The sequence below is a fragment of the Nostoc sp. C052 genome (assembly GCF_013393905.1).
GTDB lineage: Bacteria > Cyanobacteriota > Cyanobacteriia > Cyanobacteriales > Nostocaceae > Nostoc.
In genome coordinates, this window is record NZ_CP040275.1 from 42,268 (window position 1) to 58,636 (window position 16,369).

At 40.5% G+C, this 16,369-nt stretch carries 22 protein-coding genes; 5 read left to right on the top strand and 17 right to left on the bottom strand.

What is annotated here, in order from left to right; translation table 11 throughout:
- Positions 1 to 26 precede the first annotated feature (26 nt).
- Positions 27 to 2,438, bottom strand: a complete 2,412-nt coding sequence (locus FD723_RS36430; RefSeq protein ID WP_179070073.1) for an NACHT domain-containing NTPase — start codon at positions 2,436 to 2,438, stop codon at positions 27 to 29.
- Positions 2,439 to 2,638: 200 nt separating this feature from the next.
- On the opposite strand from FD723_RS36430, the gene FD723_RS36435 reads away from it, so the two are divergent.
- The 3 genes from FD723_RS36435 (at position 2,639) to FD723_RS36445 (ending at position 4,088) form a co-directional block, all read left to right on the top strand.
- A complete protein-coding gene (locus FD723_RS36435) occupies positions 2,639 to 3,034 on the top strand; it encodes a hypothetical protein (RefSeq protein ID WP_179070074.1) in 396 nt (131 codons plus the stop codon).
- A 293-nt stretch (positions 3,035 to 3,327) separates the two neighbouring features.
- Entirely contained in the window at positions 3,328 to 3,567 is a 240-nt protein-coding gene (locus tag FD723_RS36440) for a hypothetical protein (RefSeq protein WP_179070075.1), read from the top strand.
- 332 nt (positions 3,568 to 3,899) lie between these two features.
- The gene (locus FD723_RS36445) at positions 3,900 to 4,088 is read left to right on the top strand and encodes a hypothetical protein (RefSeq protein WP_179070076.1); all 189 of its coding nucleotides are present in this window, start codon (positions 3,900 to 3,902) and stop codon (positions 4,086 to 4,088) included.
- Between the two features lie 105 nt (positions 4,089 to 4,193).
- Here FD723_RS36445 and FD723_RS43570 read toward each other — a convergent pair whose 3' ends face one another.
- Genes FD723_RS43570 through FD723_RS36455 form a run of 3 tightly spaced genes read right to left on the bottom strand, consistent with a single transcriptional unit; the run spans position 4,194 to position 5,488 of the window.
- Positions 4,194 to 4,325: a hypothetical protein gene (locus FD723_RS43570; protein ID WP_256875380.1), complete on the bottom strand. Its 132-nt coding sequence runs from the start codon at positions 4,323 to 4,325 to the stop codon at positions 4,194 to 4,196.
- Between the two features lie 12 nt (positions 4,326 to 4,337).
- The gene (locus FD723_RS36450; RefSeq protein WP_179070077.1) at positions 4,338 to 5,096 is read right to left on the bottom strand and encodes a DNA cytosine methyltransferase; all 759 of its coding nucleotides are present in this window, start codon (positions 5,094 to 5,096) and stop codon (positions 4,338 to 4,340) included.
- On the bottom strand, positions 5,093 to 5,488 hold the full coding sequence (locus FD723_RS36455) for an ASCH domain-containing protein (RefSeq protein WP_179070078.1): 396 nt from the start codon (positions 5,486 to 5,488) through the stop codon (positions 5,093 to 5,095). Before FD723_RS36455 ends, FD723_RS36450 begins: the two co-directional genes overlap by 4 nt.
- Here FD723_RS36455 and FD723_RS43575 point away from each other — a divergent pair.
- Complete coding sequence (locus FD723_RS43575) at positions 5,487 to 5,609, top strand: hypothetical protein (RefSeq protein WP_256875381.1); 123 nt, start codon at positions 5,487 to 5,489, stop codon at positions 5,607 to 5,609. The genes FD723_RS36455 and FD723_RS43575 overlap by 2 nt on opposite strands.
- Before the next feature lie 335 nt (positions 5,610 to 5,944).
- On the opposite strand, the gene FD723_RS36460 is transcribed toward FD723_RS43575, so the two are convergent.
- The 5 genes from FD723_RS36460 to FD723_RS36480 all read right to left on the bottom strand — a co-directional run bounded on the left by FD723_RS36460 (position 5,945) and on the right by FD723_RS36480 (position 11,051).
- Positions 5,945 to 6,772 carry a DUF4351 domain-containing protein gene (locus FD723_RS36460; RefSeq protein ID WP_179070079.1) on the bottom strand — a complete coding sequence of 276 codons (828 nt, stop codon included), beginning with the start codon at positions 6,770 to 6,772 and terminating at the stop codon, positions 5,945 to 5,947.
- A 17-nt stretch (positions 6,773 to 6,789) separates the two neighbouring features.
- Positions 6,790 to 7,185: a DUF3775 domain-containing protein gene (locus FD723_RS36465; RefSeq protein ID WP_179070080.1), complete on the bottom strand. Its 396-nt coding sequence runs from the start codon at positions 7,183 to 7,185 to the stop codon at positions 6,790 to 6,792.
- 134 nt (positions 7,186 to 7,319) lie between these two features.
- The gene (locus FD723_RS36470; RefSeq protein ID WP_179070081.1) at positions 7,320 to 8,711 is read right to left on the bottom strand and encodes a DnaB-like helicase C-terminal domain-containing protein; all 1,392 of its coding nucleotides are present in this window, start codon (positions 8,709 to 8,711) and stop codon (positions 7,320 to 7,322) included.
- 127 nt (positions 8,712 to 8,838) lie between these two features.
- Positions 8,839 to 10,185 (bottom strand): hypothetical protein, encoded by a 1,347-nt coding sequence (locus tag FD723_RS36475; protein WP_179070082.1) that lies wholly within the window; start codon positions 10,183 to 10,185, stop codon positions 8,839 to 8,841.
- Positions 10,186 to 10,250: 65 nt separating this feature from the next.
- Positions 10,251 to 11,051, bottom strand: a complete 801-nt coding sequence (locus FD723_RS36480; RefSeq protein ID WP_179070083.1) for a DUF5131 family protein — start codon at positions 11,049 to 11,051, stop codon at positions 10,251 to 10,253.
- Positions 11,052 to 11,092: 41 nt separating this feature from the next.
- Between FD723_RS36480 and FD723_RS36485 the strand changes: the two genes are divergently transcribed.
- On the top strand, positions 11,093 to 12,049 hold the full coding sequence (locus tag FD723_RS36485; protein WP_179070084.1) for a cytosolic protein: 957 nt from the start codon (positions 11,093 to 11,095) through the stop codon (positions 12,047 to 12,049).
- 60 nt (positions 12,050 to 12,109) lie between these two features.
- On the opposite strand, the gene FD723_RS36490 is transcribed toward FD723_RS36485, so the two are convergent.
- The 8 genes from FD723_RS36490 to FD723_RS36525 form a co-directional block, all read right to left on the bottom strand.
- Positions 12,110 to 12,715, bottom strand: a complete 606-nt coding sequence (locus tag FD723_RS36490) for an MT-A70 family methyltransferase (protein ID WP_179070085.1) — start codon at positions 12,713 to 12,715, stop codon at positions 12,110 to 12,112.
- Between the two features lie 18 nt (positions 12,716 to 12,733).
- Positions 12,734 to 13,192 (bottom strand): hypothetical protein, encoded by a 459-nt coding sequence (locus FD723_RS36495; protein WP_179070063.1) that lies wholly within the window; start codon positions 13,190 to 13,192, stop codon positions 12,734 to 12,736.
- An 85-nt stretch (positions 13,193 to 13,277) separates the two neighbouring features.
- Positions 13,278 to 13,514 (bottom strand): hypothetical protein, encoded by a 237-nt coding sequence (locus tag FD723_RS36500; RefSeq protein WP_179070086.1) that lies wholly within the window; start codon positions 13,512 to 13,514, stop codon positions 13,278 to 13,280.
- 95 nt (positions 13,515 to 13,609) lie between these two features.
- A complete protein-coding gene (locus FD723_RS36505) occupies positions 13,610 to 14,497 on the bottom strand; it encodes a hypothetical protein (protein WP_179070087.1) in 888 nt (295 codons plus the stop codon).
- Positions 14,498 to 14,582: 85 nt separating this feature from the next.
- Positions 14,583 to 15,254 (bottom strand): hypothetical protein, encoded by a 672-nt coding sequence (locus tag FD723_RS36510; protein WP_179070088.1) that lies wholly within the window; start codon positions 15,252 to 15,254, stop codon positions 14,583 to 14,585.
- Between the two features lie 43 nt (positions 15,255 to 15,297).
- Complete coding sequence (locus FD723_RS36515; RefSeq protein WP_179070089.1) at positions 15,298 to 15,756, bottom strand: DUF1392 domain-containing protein; 459 nt, start codon at positions 15,754 to 15,756, stop codon at positions 15,298 to 15,300.
- A gap of 24 nt (positions 15,757 to 15,780) precedes the next feature.
- Positions 15,781 to 15,984, bottom strand: a complete 204-nt coding sequence (locus tag FD723_RS36520; RefSeq protein ID WP_179070090.1) for a hypothetical protein — start codon at positions 15,982 to 15,984, stop codon at positions 15,781 to 15,783.
- Entirely contained in the window at positions 15,977 to 16,303 is a 327-nt protein-coding gene (locus FD723_RS36525) for a hypothetical protein (protein ID WP_179070091.1), read from the bottom strand. The genes FD723_RS36520 and FD723_RS36525 overlap by 8 nt, the downstream gene beginning before the upstream one ends.
- Between the last annotated feature and the right edge of the window lie 66 nt (positions 16,304 to 16,369).

The following is a 16,369-nucleotide window of genomic DNA, read 5'->3' on the forward strand; positions in this document are numbered from 1 at the left end:
TTTGTCAATCAAAGAATAGACAAATTTCATAGAACTTTTGGTAAAAATAATGTTTCCAAAATTTCTTCACGCACTTGAAAAGTAACAACGCAATCTGTTTGAATTAAACAGTCTATTAGCAGCTTATTTACATAATAATAATCTTTAAGGCTTTGTTGATCTTCTTCGTTAAAATCTTTAAAACTAACTCCTAACAATTGATCACTTAATAGTTTTTTACTTGCGACTTCTCTGACTTTATCTGCACCGTGCTTTAATCTCTCTTCATTTTCTTGCATAGTATTATTTACTTCAAAAAAATCACTCATTATCCTCTCTAGTTCTTCTCGATTATCTTGGCGTATTTTTTTAGATTTTATACCATAATTAACAGCAATTTTCATAATTTCATCAGCAGAAGCTGCATTAATTACTTTTATACTTGCTTCATCAGTCATGTCGTCATATTTTTTAGCATGAATAATACCTTCTTCCAAGCTATTAATATCTTTAAGTATACGAGTAAAACAATTACCACAAGTTAAGTACTTTGTTCGTGGTTCCAACAAAAAGCAAAGCTGTCTATCTGGGTCGATGTCATAATCAATGTCAAAATAAAATGCACGAATAGCAGCAGAAAATTTCTTTGCTTCTAGATTATCTTTTATCTGAAATAGTTGAAGTAGCGATTGAGACTTTTTATTTACAAGCTTCAGATATTTCTGTAGATTATCTTTCCCTTCTAAGATTTGCTCGGCTTTCTCCTTCATCAATCTAAAAAGGTTACTAGCATCTAATAATATCTCTGCTACTAAAAGGAAAATCTCCCTCCATTTACGGTCTTTTAGATGTTTAACTAGCTTTTGTAACTCTTCGTGATCTTTTTGTAATTTCTGATTATTTATTAATTTGTTATCAGCTTCCGAATCTGGGAATTTATCATTATTTTTAAAATCCTCATCCTGATGTAATTCTTCATCTGATGTTTGTGGGATTAAGCTAACAATTCTTTTAGCAACAAAATACTCATGAAAAGTGAGGTGAGAAAATGAATAAATACCTTTAGCTCGCTCAATTATAATCCCATGTTGAGCTTCCATAGCTTTCAAAAGCTCTTCAATATCACCCTGTGAAATATTTGACTCACTATCAAAATTTGATATTTTCTCGATATATTTTTTCAGAATGAGCTTGACTTCTAATGGGGTAAAAAAATACTTCTCCTTTTCAAAAGTACTGTAAGCAATTTGACGGAGTAAATCTTTTTTGCGTGGAAGTGATAATTTTTGATAAATTTGATCTCGATGAATTCCACGTTTGGCATCCCATTTTTTTAGTAAAACATCTAATCCTTCATGATAACTTTCCGAACGACTATTTGGTAGACTAGCAGATTCTTCAAATACTAAGCATAGAAGAGTTAGCAACAGAGGAGTGACGGCTAATTGATAGATACGATTATTCTTATTTAAGTACTTAATAAACTTCTCTGATTTGACTGATTTATTTTTGAACCAATTGTTGGCAAATTCATTAATTTGTTTATTATCAAAATCAGCTATCTCTACTTCTGTGAATTTATCAAAGGTATACTCCCATGCCGCAATTCGACAAGCAATAACAAAATGATTGTCAAAATATATCCGAGAAAAACTTCTAACTTCTTTTAAAGTATGCTCTTGATATTCGGCGCTAACTTCATCTAATCCGTCCAGTAAAATCAGAGCAGAACCCTGTTTAAATAATTCGACAAGCTCTTCTTCCGTTACATCACACCCAGAGTACTGCTGCCTAATATATTCTAATAAACTAGGTTGAGTTGGATCTTCCGCAAAATATTTTAAAGGGATAAAAATAGGTACAAGGTGAGGTTGAAAACTACCTTGATTGCACTGAACTGCTAGATATCTTAAGAAGGTAGTTTTACCAGCTCCTGGCTTTCCTAGTACAATTAATTTCTTATATTTTTCAACTGCTTTTACGCCAAGAACCCGCTTTTCTACAACTTTACCTAACCCAAATCTGTCAAAATCCTCATATCCACATTCTTTAAGTAATTCATCAATTGTTTTACGTCGGAGTGCTATTAGCTTCTCCAAAATATTCACATCGGTATAGATTTGACTCAACTCAATCGGTTGCGTCATATCTAATATACGCATCGTTCCGCACAACTCTTGGGTTAGTTCTTTTATCTGAGTACGCACCTTTCCAACTAAATCTTGAGCTGAAGGTGCCAAATATCCATACACAATCTCTTGGTAATCAATTTCTAACGCTTCACAAATGGCGGTAAAGTACTTTTCCCAAACGTTCTCGCCGTTAAAAAACTTACTGATAACAGAACGATTGCAACCCAGTTGAGCAGCTAGAGACTCTTGCGTGAATTCTCGCTTGGTAAAAGCCTCATGTGCTTGCTGGAGTCCTTTTGGAGATGCTTTCAAAGAGGGTTTTGCCATTGCTGTTACAGTTAGGTACATACATTCTAGCAATTATAGCCTTAATAAAACAACATAGCAGTTTTATGTAAAAGCTTTAAATAAAAATAAATAGACAATAGCTAAAAATAAGTAAACATACTTGCAAAATAAATCATAGTAAGTTAATGTACTTATAAGCCAAAAGAGCGAGTCATAGTCGCTCTAGCAGGAGTAGACCTATGACTCATCATGACTTTACGGGATTTTCACTAAGAGAGTGCCTAGACAGTCTGCCCAGGTTTATTGGGACAGAAAGTCCATATTATGCTTCTCTCAAAAGAGTTGGGAAAGATAACCAAAGAATTACTTTTCCGAATAGACATTCAATCACCTGTCCTTATGAGGAGCTAATTGATGTAGCTAAGGAGTACGGTCTTACCCCATCACCCTTGGGGATGACCACTTTGTTGTCGCAGCAACCTCCTAATAGCGCGATTGATTTTTTTCGTTCCAGGGTTATTGTTGTGGCAATAATCAGTGGTTTTGGGATTGTTAGAGTGGAATTCCCCGACTCTAGATCATTTATTGGCAAAGTCGAAATATTTTATAGAGGGCAGCGAATAAAGACTCGCTAATAGTTTTTTAGTGGTGAAGGAAAAATAAATTCTGTCCTCCTAGTTTTTACACACTTCATTTAGAGCAGCTGGTACAGCTGACACTTACTAACAATTAAACATCTACTCGTTAATATCCAACTAGCCTTGAGGATTAGATACTAATCACATGCTGGTTCAAGTGGAAACCCACATGAACTAGCTTTTTTGTTGGAAGTTACATACAACATATAGGACTGTTGCATTTGTCAATAGTTTGTTGTAAGCGAAGGTGTATTTATCCCCAAATTTCACTCTTCAAAAAGGGAAAAACCATGAAACATCATCTAACTGACGACGGTAAATTCTTATTCAACTCAGCTTGTAAGGTGCTGAAATTTTTTCTGCTGAGTCTGTTTGGTTTCGTGATCGCGTATGTCATCTCTCAAGTTTTTGGAGTTGACACAATTGTTCAAATGCTATTATCTCCAAGCCTATGGGAGTGGCTTGGACGCATCGCAGTGTTTATCTTCTGCTTATTTGCAGTTGCCATCATTTATGAGTCTTCTCATTAATTGTCTATCGACATTATCGAGTCAGGTAGGAGTCAGTGAATAGTTCAAGAGAGAGGGAAAGTGCCCGACGCTCTCTAAGAGACGATCTTGCTAGCTAAATCTCTGTAGGAGTATGTGGACTCGCTCTCCGTGGCGCTATCTGTTTCAGTAAAGCGATAGACGACGGGTCTTGGGTTTAAGACCCCGATTGTTGCCTCAACTTCCCCTTTCTTACGGCAGTCGAGCATGGCTCCTTTCTCAGTAGGGAGCGAATCCCCTACTGAGCAAAGCTCCTCCAGCATACCTGCCTCCTTCAATTTGTAATCCATGCGGTATCGGATTAGATTATCGTCATGAATAAAGTTTTTTTGAATATTTATTTGGTAGCTCTTACATTGCTACCGCTTGGTTTAGCCGTTATGGACTCTAGTTATATACCTTTAGCTACTGGCATTATTCCTACATCCATAACTTGTTTGTTGCAGCTGAATTCCAGTAAGACTACAAAACCCCAAATTGAAGAGAGCGAAGATTCAGACTGACTTAGTATAATCTAACTCTAATTTTGATAGATTATACACTCGTGCTGATAGGGAAATTAATGTTTGACGACTTTGAACAATAAGGAGCGCTGGTTGCATCACTACTCAAGTACCCAAGTGCTTATGGGTATATTGCCATACCCACTGCCTCTCTAAATCGTAGCTGATCGCTCGTGCGATGGGCGATCGCATTTGAAGAAGGCGAAAGATATCAACTATCTTTCTAGGTTGTGACAAGGTTAATCATGCTTATGCCTCATTATGAGCGAGAAGACCCCACAAGTAATCAATTCGTTTCCAGGAAACGGCGGACTGTCGTGGAGAACAACTCAATCCATAAGCGCGACGGGCATCATAATTGCCCTTGATTCCCTTGGCTACTCCAACGGGAATCCCAAAAGCCACCTCACGAATGCCGGGTTGATAGCTTCGGTCTTCATGAGAGAGCCGTACTTGCGTAATCTGATTTCCAATTTGGTCTGCCCAGGCGGTTGGCTGTTGACGGTGGAATAAGCCATCGGCGTAGGCAATGATAAAGACTCTTTCTCTTTCATGTGGCAAGCCGAGGCAGTACGCGGATATAGTTTCCCACTCACATACGTACCGGATTTGGGAAAGGTCTTCGAGGACTGTTGCCATTCCTCTAGAGAGTAGCCCTGTTGGGTTTTCGATGAGAGCGATTGCTGGTCTACACTGGCTGATGATGCGGAACATTTCGCGCCACAGTCCTGACCTGGGGTCGTTGAGTCCTTTTTTATCTCCAGCGTTACTGGTGCCGCTACAGGGGAATCCCCCACACAAAATGTCGAATTGTCCTTGGTGGCAGTGGTAGTTGGTAATATCTGCGTGGATTGGAATTCCTGGTTGTTCATGGCGCAGTTGTGATTGAGAATAAGGGGAGATTTCGACAAATTGCTGGACTTGGAATTTGTAAGATAGACCTGCGGCTGATATTCCGTGGTGGCAGAGTCCGCCGATGCCGGAGAAAAGCGAGAGGACAGATTTCATAAGGCGATCGCACTCCTGACCAGTTCATCTGGCACTTCAAATATCCCCAATCGCCCAATGTAAGGAATTGGTGTAATCTCGCGTGGATTCTCTAGCTTCCAGTGGTATTGCATGGGCATTCCCCAGCCAGATGCAACTTGTGAAAACTTGCAATCCACTATTGTGACTATACCGATGACTTGACCGCGACGGAGAGAGATTAACTCTGGGATTACTACCCCCATCCCTTGGCAAAATTCTCTCGCTAGCTGGTACTCTTTCTTGGTACAGGTTTTGGCGGCGTGGATCAGAATGTCGCCGCGATAATGAATGGGCCAGCCTCGGTTTTCTATGTTTTTGGTGGAGTGAATGATTGCCCATGCCCAGGGTTGGCGAACGGATAGCGCTTTCATGGGTTTTAAAACTCCAGTAATTGAATGTATGCGTCTAATGCTGCGATCGCTGGATGTGGATGTGGCTTTGATTGGACTCCGTTGCTTTCTTGTGGCGGTAATCCCTTTTATTACTTTTTAAAAAACTCTGTATTTTATTCACGATTTCTACTATCAAAATTCAGTTCTATCTTTTGATAAAATAAAACTTATCCTTTTGGGAGAGTAAGACCTATCCCTAATAGTCAGGAAACATTGAATGTAATACACAATCATAGTCGTATATTCTTTGATTCATGAAAGCCGAGGATTGCGTCCATACCCTCCGGCTTTTTTGTATTTATCAACTAATCATTAATGAAGTGTGAGCAGATTAGAGTTAGTTAATATTGGTGTAGAGCAGAGGCTGTCAAAGTAATTCGTAATTTAATTTCTAATTACGAATTACGTTAGCAAGCCATCAAGTGCCATTATGAATTAGTGATTATTTGGTTGCTGGTCTAACCAATTGAGCAATTCATCAGCAGATACAAAATCTAAGAAAGCTTCACCTAACGCTTCCAATTGGTCAACAGGCAATACTCTAACTCGTTCAATAATTGATGGTTCAATTTCACCGAAACGCCGACTTAATAATCGATTCAAAAAGCGGAAAGCTTCACGTTGTTCCCCTTTTTGCAAAATATCTTGATAGATAACAGATTCCTGCATAATATCCTCCCGTAAAAATTGACGAATTAAATCTTTTTCGAACCTTAAACCTGCAAATATCTCTGTACATCCAGCAATGTTCTGCCTTTCATCCCTATCTGGAATTTTAGCGATGTTTTGAGCTACTTGGGATAATAAAGTTGCTGGGGAATCAGTTCGAGTTAAAGGTGCAAGAGGCAATAGTGCTGGATTATCCAGAAACAAAGCTGAATCTTGTTCCCATAACCGTATAACTTGATAACGGTGACTTGTGAACTCATCTGTGTATTCTTCAGTAAATGCAATAGGGTCACTACTTTGTTGCAAGAAGATCACGACTTGGGTTACTGGTATGTTATATTGCCGTTTCAATCTCACATAATAGTCTAATACCCGCAAAGGAATCGGTGGATTAGATTTGGGGAGAGTCTGAAACTCAATGTGCAAAATCCGGCTACTTGTTTGCAAAAATGTGACATAATCTGCGCGGATTGGCTCTATTGAAAGTTCGGTTTTAAGTACTGTAACTTCTGTAGCTTTATCTGGTAGCAACCACTTGGCAAACTCGGCTGGATACAATTCAGCTAAGTACTTGGCAGTATTATCGTAACTCAATTTATTTCTCCCTTATTTCAATGAAGATTTAGTTTTTCCAATCCCGAACGTAGGTATTGAGCTAATAAAGACTTTTCAACTAGATAATGTTTTTCGACTCCTTGAGCCTCTTTTACTAACTCAAGGAAATCCGATGGTTGCCTCCCCGAATCTCCACGACCAAGTACCATCAGTGCTATAGCTTCTGCTGTTTCCTCCGAAGAAAGATTATTTATGTATTCAGACAATGTATTTATGGGAGTGTTTAATGTTTGACGCTCAATCAAAAATTCGATTAGTTCCTTGGCTTGTGTATTGGCATCTGTTAATTTTATATCAGATATTGATTGGGGAGTTTTTGAACCATAAACTAACTTAGTAAGCTCAATGATTTTGTTTACTTTGTCAATGGTCAAGAAATTCATCTTCATCATAACCTTCTCCTCTTTTGGATTTAGACTAAACCAAAATTACTTTTTTAATTGTTATATCTTTTGGCTGATTCCATCACTAAAGTGCTACTTGTATGAACACTTACAATGCTCAGGTTAACTCCTATTGTATTTGTTTAATATTGAGACTTAGCCAAATTTTTAAACTGTCCAAATCGTTCATCAAACAAGAGATTAATAGTCGTCTCACTACTAAACCGACTTTTCAAAACTGAAACTTCAAAAATGCCTTTTTGGGTAGTCTGCTTGTCGTAGTAATCTTCCCGATACAAACCCAACATCACAGCAGCTTCTTGTTCAAATCCTCCAGATTCTCGAAAGTCTGCTTTTGTGGGACGCTTTTCGGAACGTGAATCAACTTCTCTTTTTAACTGTGCTAAACCCAAGACAGCGCAATTGAATTGTTTAGCGATCGCCCTAAGTTGTTTCAAAATGGAGTCGATTTCTTGCACGCGGTTTTCGCCACGTTCACGGCGCATTGGTTCAATCAACTGCACATAGTCCACAATCACCAAACTGACTGAACCGCAACGAGCTTGTATATCTTGCAAATCACCTTTGATTTGTGATGTGGTGATTACGGGGTTGTCATTCAACCAAAATGGTAGTGCCATCGCATCAGCACAAGCTTGAGCCAAAGGATTCCAATGAGATTCCCGAAGTGCATTGCGTTTAAAAAGCAGATCAGCAGGAACATGGGGCGCTGCCAACCTTGCGAGGGTCTTTTTGACCATTTGTGAGGCAGACATTTCTAAAGCGAAATAAGCGGTTGTTAAGCCGCTAGCAGCAGCCCGAATTCCAATATCCAATGCCCAGGTGGACTTGCCGATTCCGCCGCGACCTCCAACAACAGTCAAAGCACCGAAGGGCATCCCGCCAATTACCGAATCCAAATCATAGAATCCAGTTGGGACATTGACCTCAATCGCATCTTCACCGTTATTGGCTAATTCAATCTCGGCATAAACGTCAGGGATGATGTCAGCCATTAGCTTCATCTGACAAGGCATAGTTAATTGGCGCAACTCTAAAAGTTTTTGTTGTCCCATTTCGATGACTGAAGTGGCAGTCATTTCGGTCAAGGGGGCATCCATCGCTGTACGCGCCATTTGTAAAGCTGTTTGGATCACCGCTCTCAATTGCGCTTTTTCTCGAATTAACTCTGCTAAGGCATCGATGTTAACTGCTGACACGCAAGAGTTAAGCAAGGATGCAAGTTTATTTCTTCCGCCAACATTATGCAACAAGCCATGAGATTCCAGCCAACTGGTAACAAACAATAAATCCGTTGGTTGCTGAGATTGGTGCAATCTGACTGCGGCTTGGTAAATGTTCTTGTGCGAACTGACGTAAAAATCTTCTGGTTGCAAAATCTTAATCACACGAGCGATCGCTTCCGGGTCAAACAAAATGCCACCAAGTACTACTTCTTCAGCTTCAATCGCCTGGGGTGGTAAGTGGTTAGGCATTGAAACTACGTTATCTGGGGCAAAATCTGGTGAAAACATCACTTTTTCTCCTGCTATGCTATTTTTGAAAATCGAATCAGAAGTCAGAAGCCAGAATTCAGGAGCCAGAATAAACAAGCAGCAAAATTTATTTCGAGGATGGAAATGGCTTGGTCTAAGCCATGATTCATCCACATTTCACACAATCTCGAATTCTGAATTCTGACTCCTTACTCCTGAATTCTGTTTTGGTAAATCTCCGCGCTTGTCTAATTTCGGGTAGTACTGCCCTCAACTCATTAGGGGCAGCATGAGCCGTTTGTATAGCTTTCTGTTGGGCAAGGCGTTGAGTTTCGGCACTCTGAGCTTGGCTTAAGCGCTGCATCAGGTTCGTCCACCCACCCTTAGTTTTCTCCCAGGTGTTGATTACTGCGATCGCATGATCTATTTCCTGTCGTGCGGAGCGTTTTGACTTAGTGGCTAATTCTTGTGCTAGGAAGTCCACAACTATCGGGTTGAAGTTCTGGTAGAGGTTATTCAGTTTTCGCTCTCCATTGCGCCAAGGTAAAACCCAGCGATTCCACTTGATTGAGTCTCTAACAAGCAAGGGCACACAATCATCACTCATAGCAGTCGGGTCTGTTAGCCAGGCATCAATCAGTTCTTTCACGTTCCGGGCTGTCTTGTAGAAACAGGTTAGTTGCGGCTTATTCGATTGTTCGGATTTGTCGAACGACCCCGCCGCAATAGTTGATCCTCTTGAGGGATTATCGGTTTGTTGCGAAGACTCGGAATTTTTTGACAACGAAGTGGGTTGTTGTGAGGTTGGTTCTTCTGGGGTTGGTTCTCCTAAGCTTGGTTTTTCAAGTTCAATTTCTTCCGTTGTTAAATCAAGTTCTTCTTTTTCACACACACTCTCTTGGGTGGGGGGCGCGGGTGGCGAAGCCAGGGGCGAAGCCAGGGGCGCATCCTTGAGTGGATGGACTTCAATTGGATAATCTTTAACTGGATATACTTTGGGTATTCCCCCACTACTACCCTGGTCTTCCCCGACTACTACCCCTGGTATTCCCCCATTACTACCCTGGTATCCCCCCAATACCACCCCTAGTATTCCTCCACTACTACCGCTATTTTTTCCTCTGATTAAACTTGATTGTTTAGTAGGAGAAATAAACCAGTCGTCAATATCTGTGAGTTGATATAGGTTAGAAGATACTGAACCATTAGACTTGGTTTTGGGCGTTTTAGTGATTAAGTTCCACGAAACCAATTCACTGACTGCTGCGATCGCTTTTTGCCTTAAAGTTTCAGTTGAGGAAGCAGGGAAAGAACCACGAAAACAGGCTTCACCGATAGATTTGTATGAAGGGAAGGCGTTATTATCACAACCGGCTCGACGGCAGAGGTGAGAGTAAACTCGAAATGCCTCCATTGTTAGTGGTAGATCATCCAACTTACTATCGATATAAATATGGCGTTTTCTTCTGCCGTAGTTAGAGCCATCACTTTGCATTTTTTCTGTTAAACTCATATCTATAGACCTCAAAGGGTTTGATTTTCCCCCGCACTGCGCTACAGGCGGGGGTTTTGCTTTATTCACGCATCAAACGGAAATTGTCTAACTTGCAGATGAAGAGGAAACTCTTCAATTTTTCCCCCTTTTTTGTCACGGGTTTTGAATCGCTGTCCCCCAAATTTCGCATTTGCCCCCAACTGTTTCACAAATACGGGTGTTTTCGATTGTTGGCATTGTTGGACAATTGAATTAATCCATTCGATGTGGCATGGTCTGGAATTTGGGCCAGACTCACCACCAACAATTACTAACTGAACATCATTTAAGTAGTGAGTGATATCACCCAAATCTTCTAGTAATGGTTCAACTGACCAGAATCGGATATCAGCAGGAATCTGAGCAAGAAATTGACTACGTTCTTCTAAAGTGCGGCGATTCTCAATCGAAGTTCCTGGCCAAATATTTGCAGGTAACTTGTCTAGTCCATGACAAGAAAGCCATTCATCCATAGATGACAGCATAATTTCTGGGCGTTTGGTGAGAATCTGAAATATTTGATTGGGAGCAACGAACATTCCGTCCAGCATTTCATGTTGCCAAAAACGCGGAACCCATTCACCAAAAACATCAGTCATTGAAGAAACGAAATGCTTTTTGGGTTTTCTTTGGAATCCCCATTTCCGAATAGCTTCTGTATCTAACACTAGTTCGGGTGGTTGTCCAGAGTAGGGTTGCTTGTTTCCGCCAAAGAAAGAATTTTGATTCAGCTTTTCGCTATAGCAATTTTTACATCCCTCTGAGATTTTTTGACACCACCAACCTCCTCCCTTGGCACGGATGATATTATCTGTTAAGTCTGTCCATTCTATGTTTGTTGGCATGATTACTTCTCTCTTATTAACTTGAAATTGAACAGTTGAGTATGACTAATAAAACACCTCTTACGGAATATGATTCCCCGTGGAAGCAGATGTTGCAGTTGTATTTTGAAGACTTCATGCAATTCTTTTTTCCTCAAGCCCATGCTCAAATTGATTGGAGTAGAGGTTTCGAGTTTCTAGATCAAGAGTTACAACAAGTAGTTCGTGATGCTGAATTAGGAAAACGGCTAATTGATAAATTGGTGAAAATCTATCGCATTGGGGGCGAAGAATCTTGGCTGTTGATTCATATAGAAATCCAAAGTCAAGAGGAAACCGATTTTCCTAAACGGATGTTTGTCTACAACTATCGAATTTTTGACCGTTACGATCGCTCTGTTGCATCATGCGCGATACTGGGGGATGACAACATCAACTGGCGGCCATCGCAGTTTGGGTACGATTTGTTTGGTTGTACGGTTGATTTTCAGTTTCCTGTAATCAAGCTGCTAGACTATCAACAAAGGTTGTCGGAGCTAGAAGCCAGTCGTAACCCCTTTGCTACAGTGGTAATGGCTCATTTGGCAGCAGTGCAAACCCGCAGTAATAGGTCGCAAAGGAAACAATCAAAACTGAATTTAGTGCGTCGGTTGTATGAGCAAGGGTTTGAACGCGAGGCTGTTGTTAACCTTTTGGCTTTTATTGATTGGATGCTAACGTTACCATTGGATTTAGAACTAGAGTTTAAAAGAGAAGTCGAACAATTGGAGGCACAACTGCGTATGCAGTACGTTACTAGTTTTGAGAGAATTGCTCGAATAGAATCTTTATTAAAAGGCATAGCTTTGGGATTAAAACTCAAATTTGGAACACCTGGACAAAACTTATTGCCTGAAATTGAGCTTCTTGAAGATTTCAGATTGCTAGAATCAATCTTGGCAGCAATAGAAACAGCAGATACTGTGGATGAATTGCGTTCTATTTATCAGACAGCAGATGACACACCGTCAGAAAATTAGAATTGTTTGATATTTGATTTTCAAGGTTCAGCAAGTTTTGAGTGCCGAAATTAGCGTTAATTAAGCACTCAATGAAGTATCGTTATCAATTTCTGCATTAAGCTGATCAAACAGATCCGCCTCATCACCCCAACAATCCCAGCCGTCCCTAGACTCGCGTGCGAACATCTCCAGCTTGGTTATGTCTGGACACAGTTTGTCTACGAGTTGGTAGAAACTTTCGGGCTTACGGGAATGCTCACGCCTGGGAGAGTGCAGGATGGTGGACTCGTTTGTGAGTGTCCGTCCAGAGAAAGCTTTGACATTCCCACGAACAGCCAAAGCACAGTGTTCAGTCGAATTCCGCAACCAATGACCGACACCTAGATGTGTTTTAGTGTTATCCTTGGTAACTTTTTCCCAAGTCAGGATGGTTTTGAGTTCAAATCCCCATGTTTCTAAGCAGTGTGCGGCTTCAATCATGTGATTGTTGGTAAACCAAAGCCAAAGAACTGACCCCGTGCGATTGCTTAAGTCTGGAACAGGCAATGACAGTATTTCTTCTATGTGCATTGGCTTGTAGCTAATGCGGTTTCGGTGAGTTTTATCCTGATTTCTCAGCCGATAGAACCAGGGAGGGTCAATCACGATGCACTGGTATTGACCTTCTAATGTCGTTAGTCTCATGTTTAATTCCTGTTATTTTCAAACTTGTTCTGGAAATTCAATGTGGCTTAAAATCTGAAGTTCAACAGCTAATCCGCTTAAGAAATTTTGGAGTTCGACTGTTGCCAATTCTTTGGATATCTCTTTTTCTGACGTATAAATAAGTTGCTTGTGATGCCCAAAGTAAACTTCTGTACGAGTCAAGTTTTGCTCTGTGTCAGTTAACAGAGTCAAAGTAAATCTTCCAAGTTTGCAAAAGTAATAAGGACGCTTTAAACTCCAAGGCTTTCCAGGTTGCCAAGTGATTTGAGGTTTTTTACCAATGTGAACGCTGATAGATTCAAAATCAACGTGGAAAATGTTCAGTAAGGCAAGCATTTCGCCACTGTTGTAATGATCTACAACGTGCTGTCTAATGCCTAATTCTGCTAAACCTTCAGGAATATCAATGTGAGCTTCAGATGAGATTTTTTCAACTACTGTCACTATGGCTTTCATATCCGTTTAACCATCTTGTAATTTGTAAGAAAATATTTAGGAAGGTGTATTACTCGCGCTTCAATTAAACCCCTGGCAACGAACGTTATTCAGGGAATAAACAATCAGTTTCATATTCGTCATCATCCTCATCTGAACCTTCATCTTTGATGGATTCAAATTCTTCAACTGCAAAAATAGCCATAGCCACACACGCTCTTTCTGCTGGATGTGTAGCTGATTGCATCCGATATGATTCGGGGACTACATAGCCTTGGATCGCGTAGAATTTCTTAGCTAGTTTTTCAATGAGTACATCTTTCTGGAAGTAGCCGAGTTCCATATCTTTTCCCCTCAAGGTAAAATTTACCTTTGTTGTAAAAGTCTTAATTCTTGATTACTTGGCGATCGCTCTGCTTGACCAATGACCAATGACCATCAAACAGTAACTACAGCTTTCTTACTAGCGAAAGCCCCCGCCTGCCTTAGCGCTGCACCAGGACTCGGATGAGCAAAGAACTCTTCTATAGCTTTGGTCAACCCAGCCGCAACAACCGGATCGTGACAAGCGTAGACATAGATGGGCTGTTGAACGCCGTTAACCAATCGCGTTTCTTGGCGATCGCCCAGATGTGGGTAAAACGTGCGAACCCATGTGCCCAAGTGTCCGCGATAGTGGGTGCCGCTCAGGGGGACTTTCTTTCCAAGTTCGCTCTCTGCAAAGTTGACTACGCCAAGCCACTTTTCTTTTGTGCCGGTTAGTAACTGTCTGTTGTAGTCAGCTATCAGATTGGCGGCGAAGTCTTTAAATTGCTGTTCGGTGTACGGGTTGAGTCTGCCACCAGTTAACTCAGCTAAAGTCTTCATTGCCAAGACAAGAGTATGCAATCGCTGTTCAACTGGGGGGAGAGTTGGTGTAGGGGGTTGTTCTTGTGGTTGAGTAGCGGGTTTTGTCCAGCCCATAATGTCTTGCATCCAGGCACGAACACCGATCCGGTTAAAAGCTTTGCATACAAGTCTGGCTTGCTGTTTGCAGTACCGCCCAGCATCAAAAGCGTAATATTCAATAACGGCAGCAACACCCATATCAGGTATTCCCTGATTCCAGGTTTCCAGTGCCGCAGGGCTAAATCCTTGTTGTATAAGGCTTTGGGCTAATGCAGAGGGTTCCAGTGCCGCACTTAGTAACGCACGACGAAGCGAAGAATCTTGTACATCTGCCAGTCTTGCAGTTGCCCGAATAGTGGCTTTACCATGACCGTTAGAGTCAATAGTGATTTCTTGCTTTATCTGTTCAATGATTTGAATGATTTCGATTTGTGACATAATCGTTGCTCTGGTTTTTTCAAAAGTGAATAGTTGTAGTAATAATCGAAGCCATAATGAAAGTTAGTAGGCTTATAAAGTTGAGCTATTGCCAAGTAAGCTGAATATTAAATTGGTCACAATGAGTCTGAATGATTTGTTTAGTACTTACAGAACACTTTCCAAATAAATGAATCCTTTTTTGGTGATTAGGATAGTAATGCCCATAGACTAATATTTGTCCTACAGCACTTTTCCATGCAGACGCTTTTTTAACTTCTATGATTTCGCGTTCAGTCAAAATGTCTATTTTTCCAACTGGAGTATTGACTTCAACTACGGGATGAGATATTTTCTCAACCTTTTCGATAAGAGAAAGTTTTACTTGGTTTTCTGGAGAATACTGTCCTGCGGTAAATTCCGAACTAACCAAACCATCAAAATTTTTGTATTTGCTAAAATGCTTAATAGCTTGCCTTGCCCTTTTAGTGCAGCGTTTACCAGCTTCAAAGGCATAATATTCAAGTATTAAATAAATGACATCATCAGATATACCGTTAATGCGCCAAGAATCAATACTTATGCCTTGCAATTGGATTTTTTGTGCCAGTTTTGAATGTTCTGAATTAAATGTATTTAAAGTTTTACAAATTGTTCCGTTACTTACTCCAGCTATTCTTTCTACTGCCCTAATACTGATTTTATTTATACTATTAGAGTTAACAGTAATCTCTTGTTTTATCTGGTCGATAATTTGAGCGATTTCGATTTGTGACATAACTTTAGTTGGGTGATAATTTTTCCTTGTTGATTAGAGAGAATTAGACATTCACGCGCACCAAACTTTTTTCACTGACCAACGAAAAGCGATTAAGTATAGTCGGTGTTTCAGCCAATGTTGGCGATACCAATTCGACAAGGTAAAACCAAAACTTATCCACAAGTACAACTCCTAAAATCAGCCGTTGTTTTGTGTCATCCCCATAAGAACAAAGGATTACTTTCTGACCTAAAACGAAAGCAGGTTTTTGCACCGTGAGAGCTTCTAATTGACCAGTCCAAATGATTTGATGTTCTGTAGCATGAACAATTTCATTACCACAAATGATTGTATAAAGCCAACATTCATATTTCCACTGGACACCAGAACAGTAACCAAATGTTCTCGTAGTTTTCAGGTAAACTCTCTCCAGTAAATTTACCTCAACGGGCGGAATTGTTTTACCCCAAGGCGGGGAGATATACCAACTGGTTTTAAGTGCGTTAACGTAGTCAATCATGCTTTTTCCTCTGGGATTAATAACCTAAAAATCCTCGGCAATCTCTAACAAAAAACCGCGTCCCGTGTTCTGTACTTGCACCAGTTCTTTATCCAGCAGAGTTTGAATAACTGAATCGGAGAATTGGAATTGCAACCGATGTAATGGCACACAACCGCCGCAAAACTGAAGCACACGCAGCAAATGATTGGCTCTGCGGTCAAAGTCGTTGTTTGCTTCCTTAGCCATTGTTTGCACCTCTGGTTAATACGGTTAACTGTCGGTTGAGAATGTTTATCTGTTGTTGATAAAAGTCAATCTCTGCGTTAATTTGCTGAAATAATTCTTCTAGTGTGAGCGGCTGAATTTGATTCTCTTGCAAGTAAGATATTTCATCAGAATTTTTATTAGGCATCAGCGCATAACGCCAGCCATCATCAAATTGTTCAGCCAACTCTGTACCCAAAGGATAGTAATAAAGTCCCAGGATGATGCCCTGTTGTGTACGCTGTTCCAAGTTAAAACGAGGGTAGGGCCAGTGTTGGGGGATTGATAGTGTCGGTTGCATTGATTTAATTGAGGATTGGTGAATAAATAATTAGGGAAAGGGGGAAAGGGCAAAGGGGAAGGGAAT

What these genes read in the sequence shown, in the direction of transcription:
- FD723_RS36430 (WP_179070073.1), bottom strand. Translation starts at nt 2,438, where the DNA reads ATGGCAAAACCCTCTTTGAAAGCATCTCCAAAAGGACTCCAGCAAGCA.
- FD723_RS36435 (WP_179070074.1), top strand. Translation starts at nt 2,639, where the DNA reads ATGACTCATCATGACTTTACGGGATTTTCACTAAGAGAGTGCCTAGAC.
- FD723_RS36440 (WP_179070075.1), top strand. Translation starts at nt 3,328, where the DNA reads ATGAAACATCATCTAACTGACGACGGTAAATTCTTATTCAACTCAGCT.
- FD723_RS36445 (WP_179070076.1), top strand. Translation starts at nt 3,900, where the DNA reads ATGAATAAAGTTTTTTTGAATATTTATTTGGTAGCTCTTACATTGCTA.
- FD723_RS36450 (WP_179070077.1), bottom strand. Translation starts at nt 5,096, where the DNA reads ATGAAATCTGTCCTCTCGCTTTTCTCCGGCATCGGCGGACTCTGCCAC.
- FD723_RS43575 (WP_256875381.1), top strand. Translation starts at nt 5,487, where the DNA reads ATGGGTTTTAAAACTCCAGTAATTGAATGTATGCGTCTAATGCTGCGA.
- FD723_RS36455 (WP_179070078.1), bottom strand. Translation starts at nt 5,488, where the DNA reads ATGAAAGCGCTATCCGTTCGCCAACCCTGGGCATGGGCAATCATTCAC.
- FD723_RS36465 (WP_179070080.1), bottom strand. Translation starts at nt 7,185, where the DNA reads ATGATGAAGATGAATTTCTTGACCATTGACAAAGTAAACAAAATCATT.
- FD723_RS36470 (WP_179070081.1), bottom strand. Translation starts at nt 8,711, where the DNA reads ATGTTTTCACCAGATTTTGCCCCAGATAACGTAGTTTCAATGCCTAAC.
- FD723_RS36475 (WP_179070082.1), bottom strand. Translation starts at nt 10,185, where the DNA reads ATGAGTTTAACAGAAAAAATGCAAAGTGATGGCTCTAACTACGGCAGA.
- FD723_RS36480 (WP_179070083.1), bottom strand. Translation starts at nt 11,051, where the DNA reads ATGCCAACAAACATAGAATGGACAGACTTAACAGATAATATCATCCGT.
- FD723_RS36485 (WP_179070084.1), top strand. Translation starts at nt 11,093, where the DNA reads ATGACTAATAAAACACCTCTTACGGAATATGATTCCCCGTGGAAGCAG.
- FD723_RS36490 (WP_179070085.1), bottom strand. Translation starts at nt 12,715, where the DNA reads ATGAGACTAACGACATTAGAAGGTCAATACCAGTGCATCGTGATTGAC.
- FD723_RS36495 (WP_179070063.1), bottom strand. Translation starts at nt 13,192, where the DNA reads ATGAAAGCCATAGTGACAGTAGTTGAAAAAATCTCATCTGAAGCTCAC.
- FD723_RS36500 (WP_179070086.1), bottom strand. Translation starts at nt 13,514, where the DNA reads ATGGAACTCGGCTACTTCCAGAAAGATGTACTCATTGAAAAACTAGCT.
- FD723_RS36505 (WP_179070087.1), bottom strand. Translation starts at nt 14,497, where the DNA reads ATGTCACAAATCGAAATCATTCAAATCATTGAACAGATAAAGCAAGAA.
- FD723_RS36510 (WP_179070088.1), bottom strand. Translation starts at nt 15,254, where the DNA reads ATGTCACAAATCGAAATCGCTCAAATTATCGACCAGATAAAACAAGAG.
- FD723_RS36515 (WP_179070089.1), bottom strand. Translation starts at nt 15,756, where the DNA reads ATGATTGACTACGTTAACGCACTTAAAACCAGTTGGTATATCTCCCCG.
- FD723_RS36520 (WP_179070090.1), bottom strand. Translation starts at nt 15,984, where the DNA reads ATGGCTAAGGAAGCAAACAACGACTTTGACCGCAGAGCCAATCATTTG.
- FD723_RS36525 (WP_179070091.1), bottom strand. Translation starts at nt 16,303, where the DNA reads ATGCAACCGACACTATCAATCCCCCAACACTGGCCCTACCCTCGTTTT.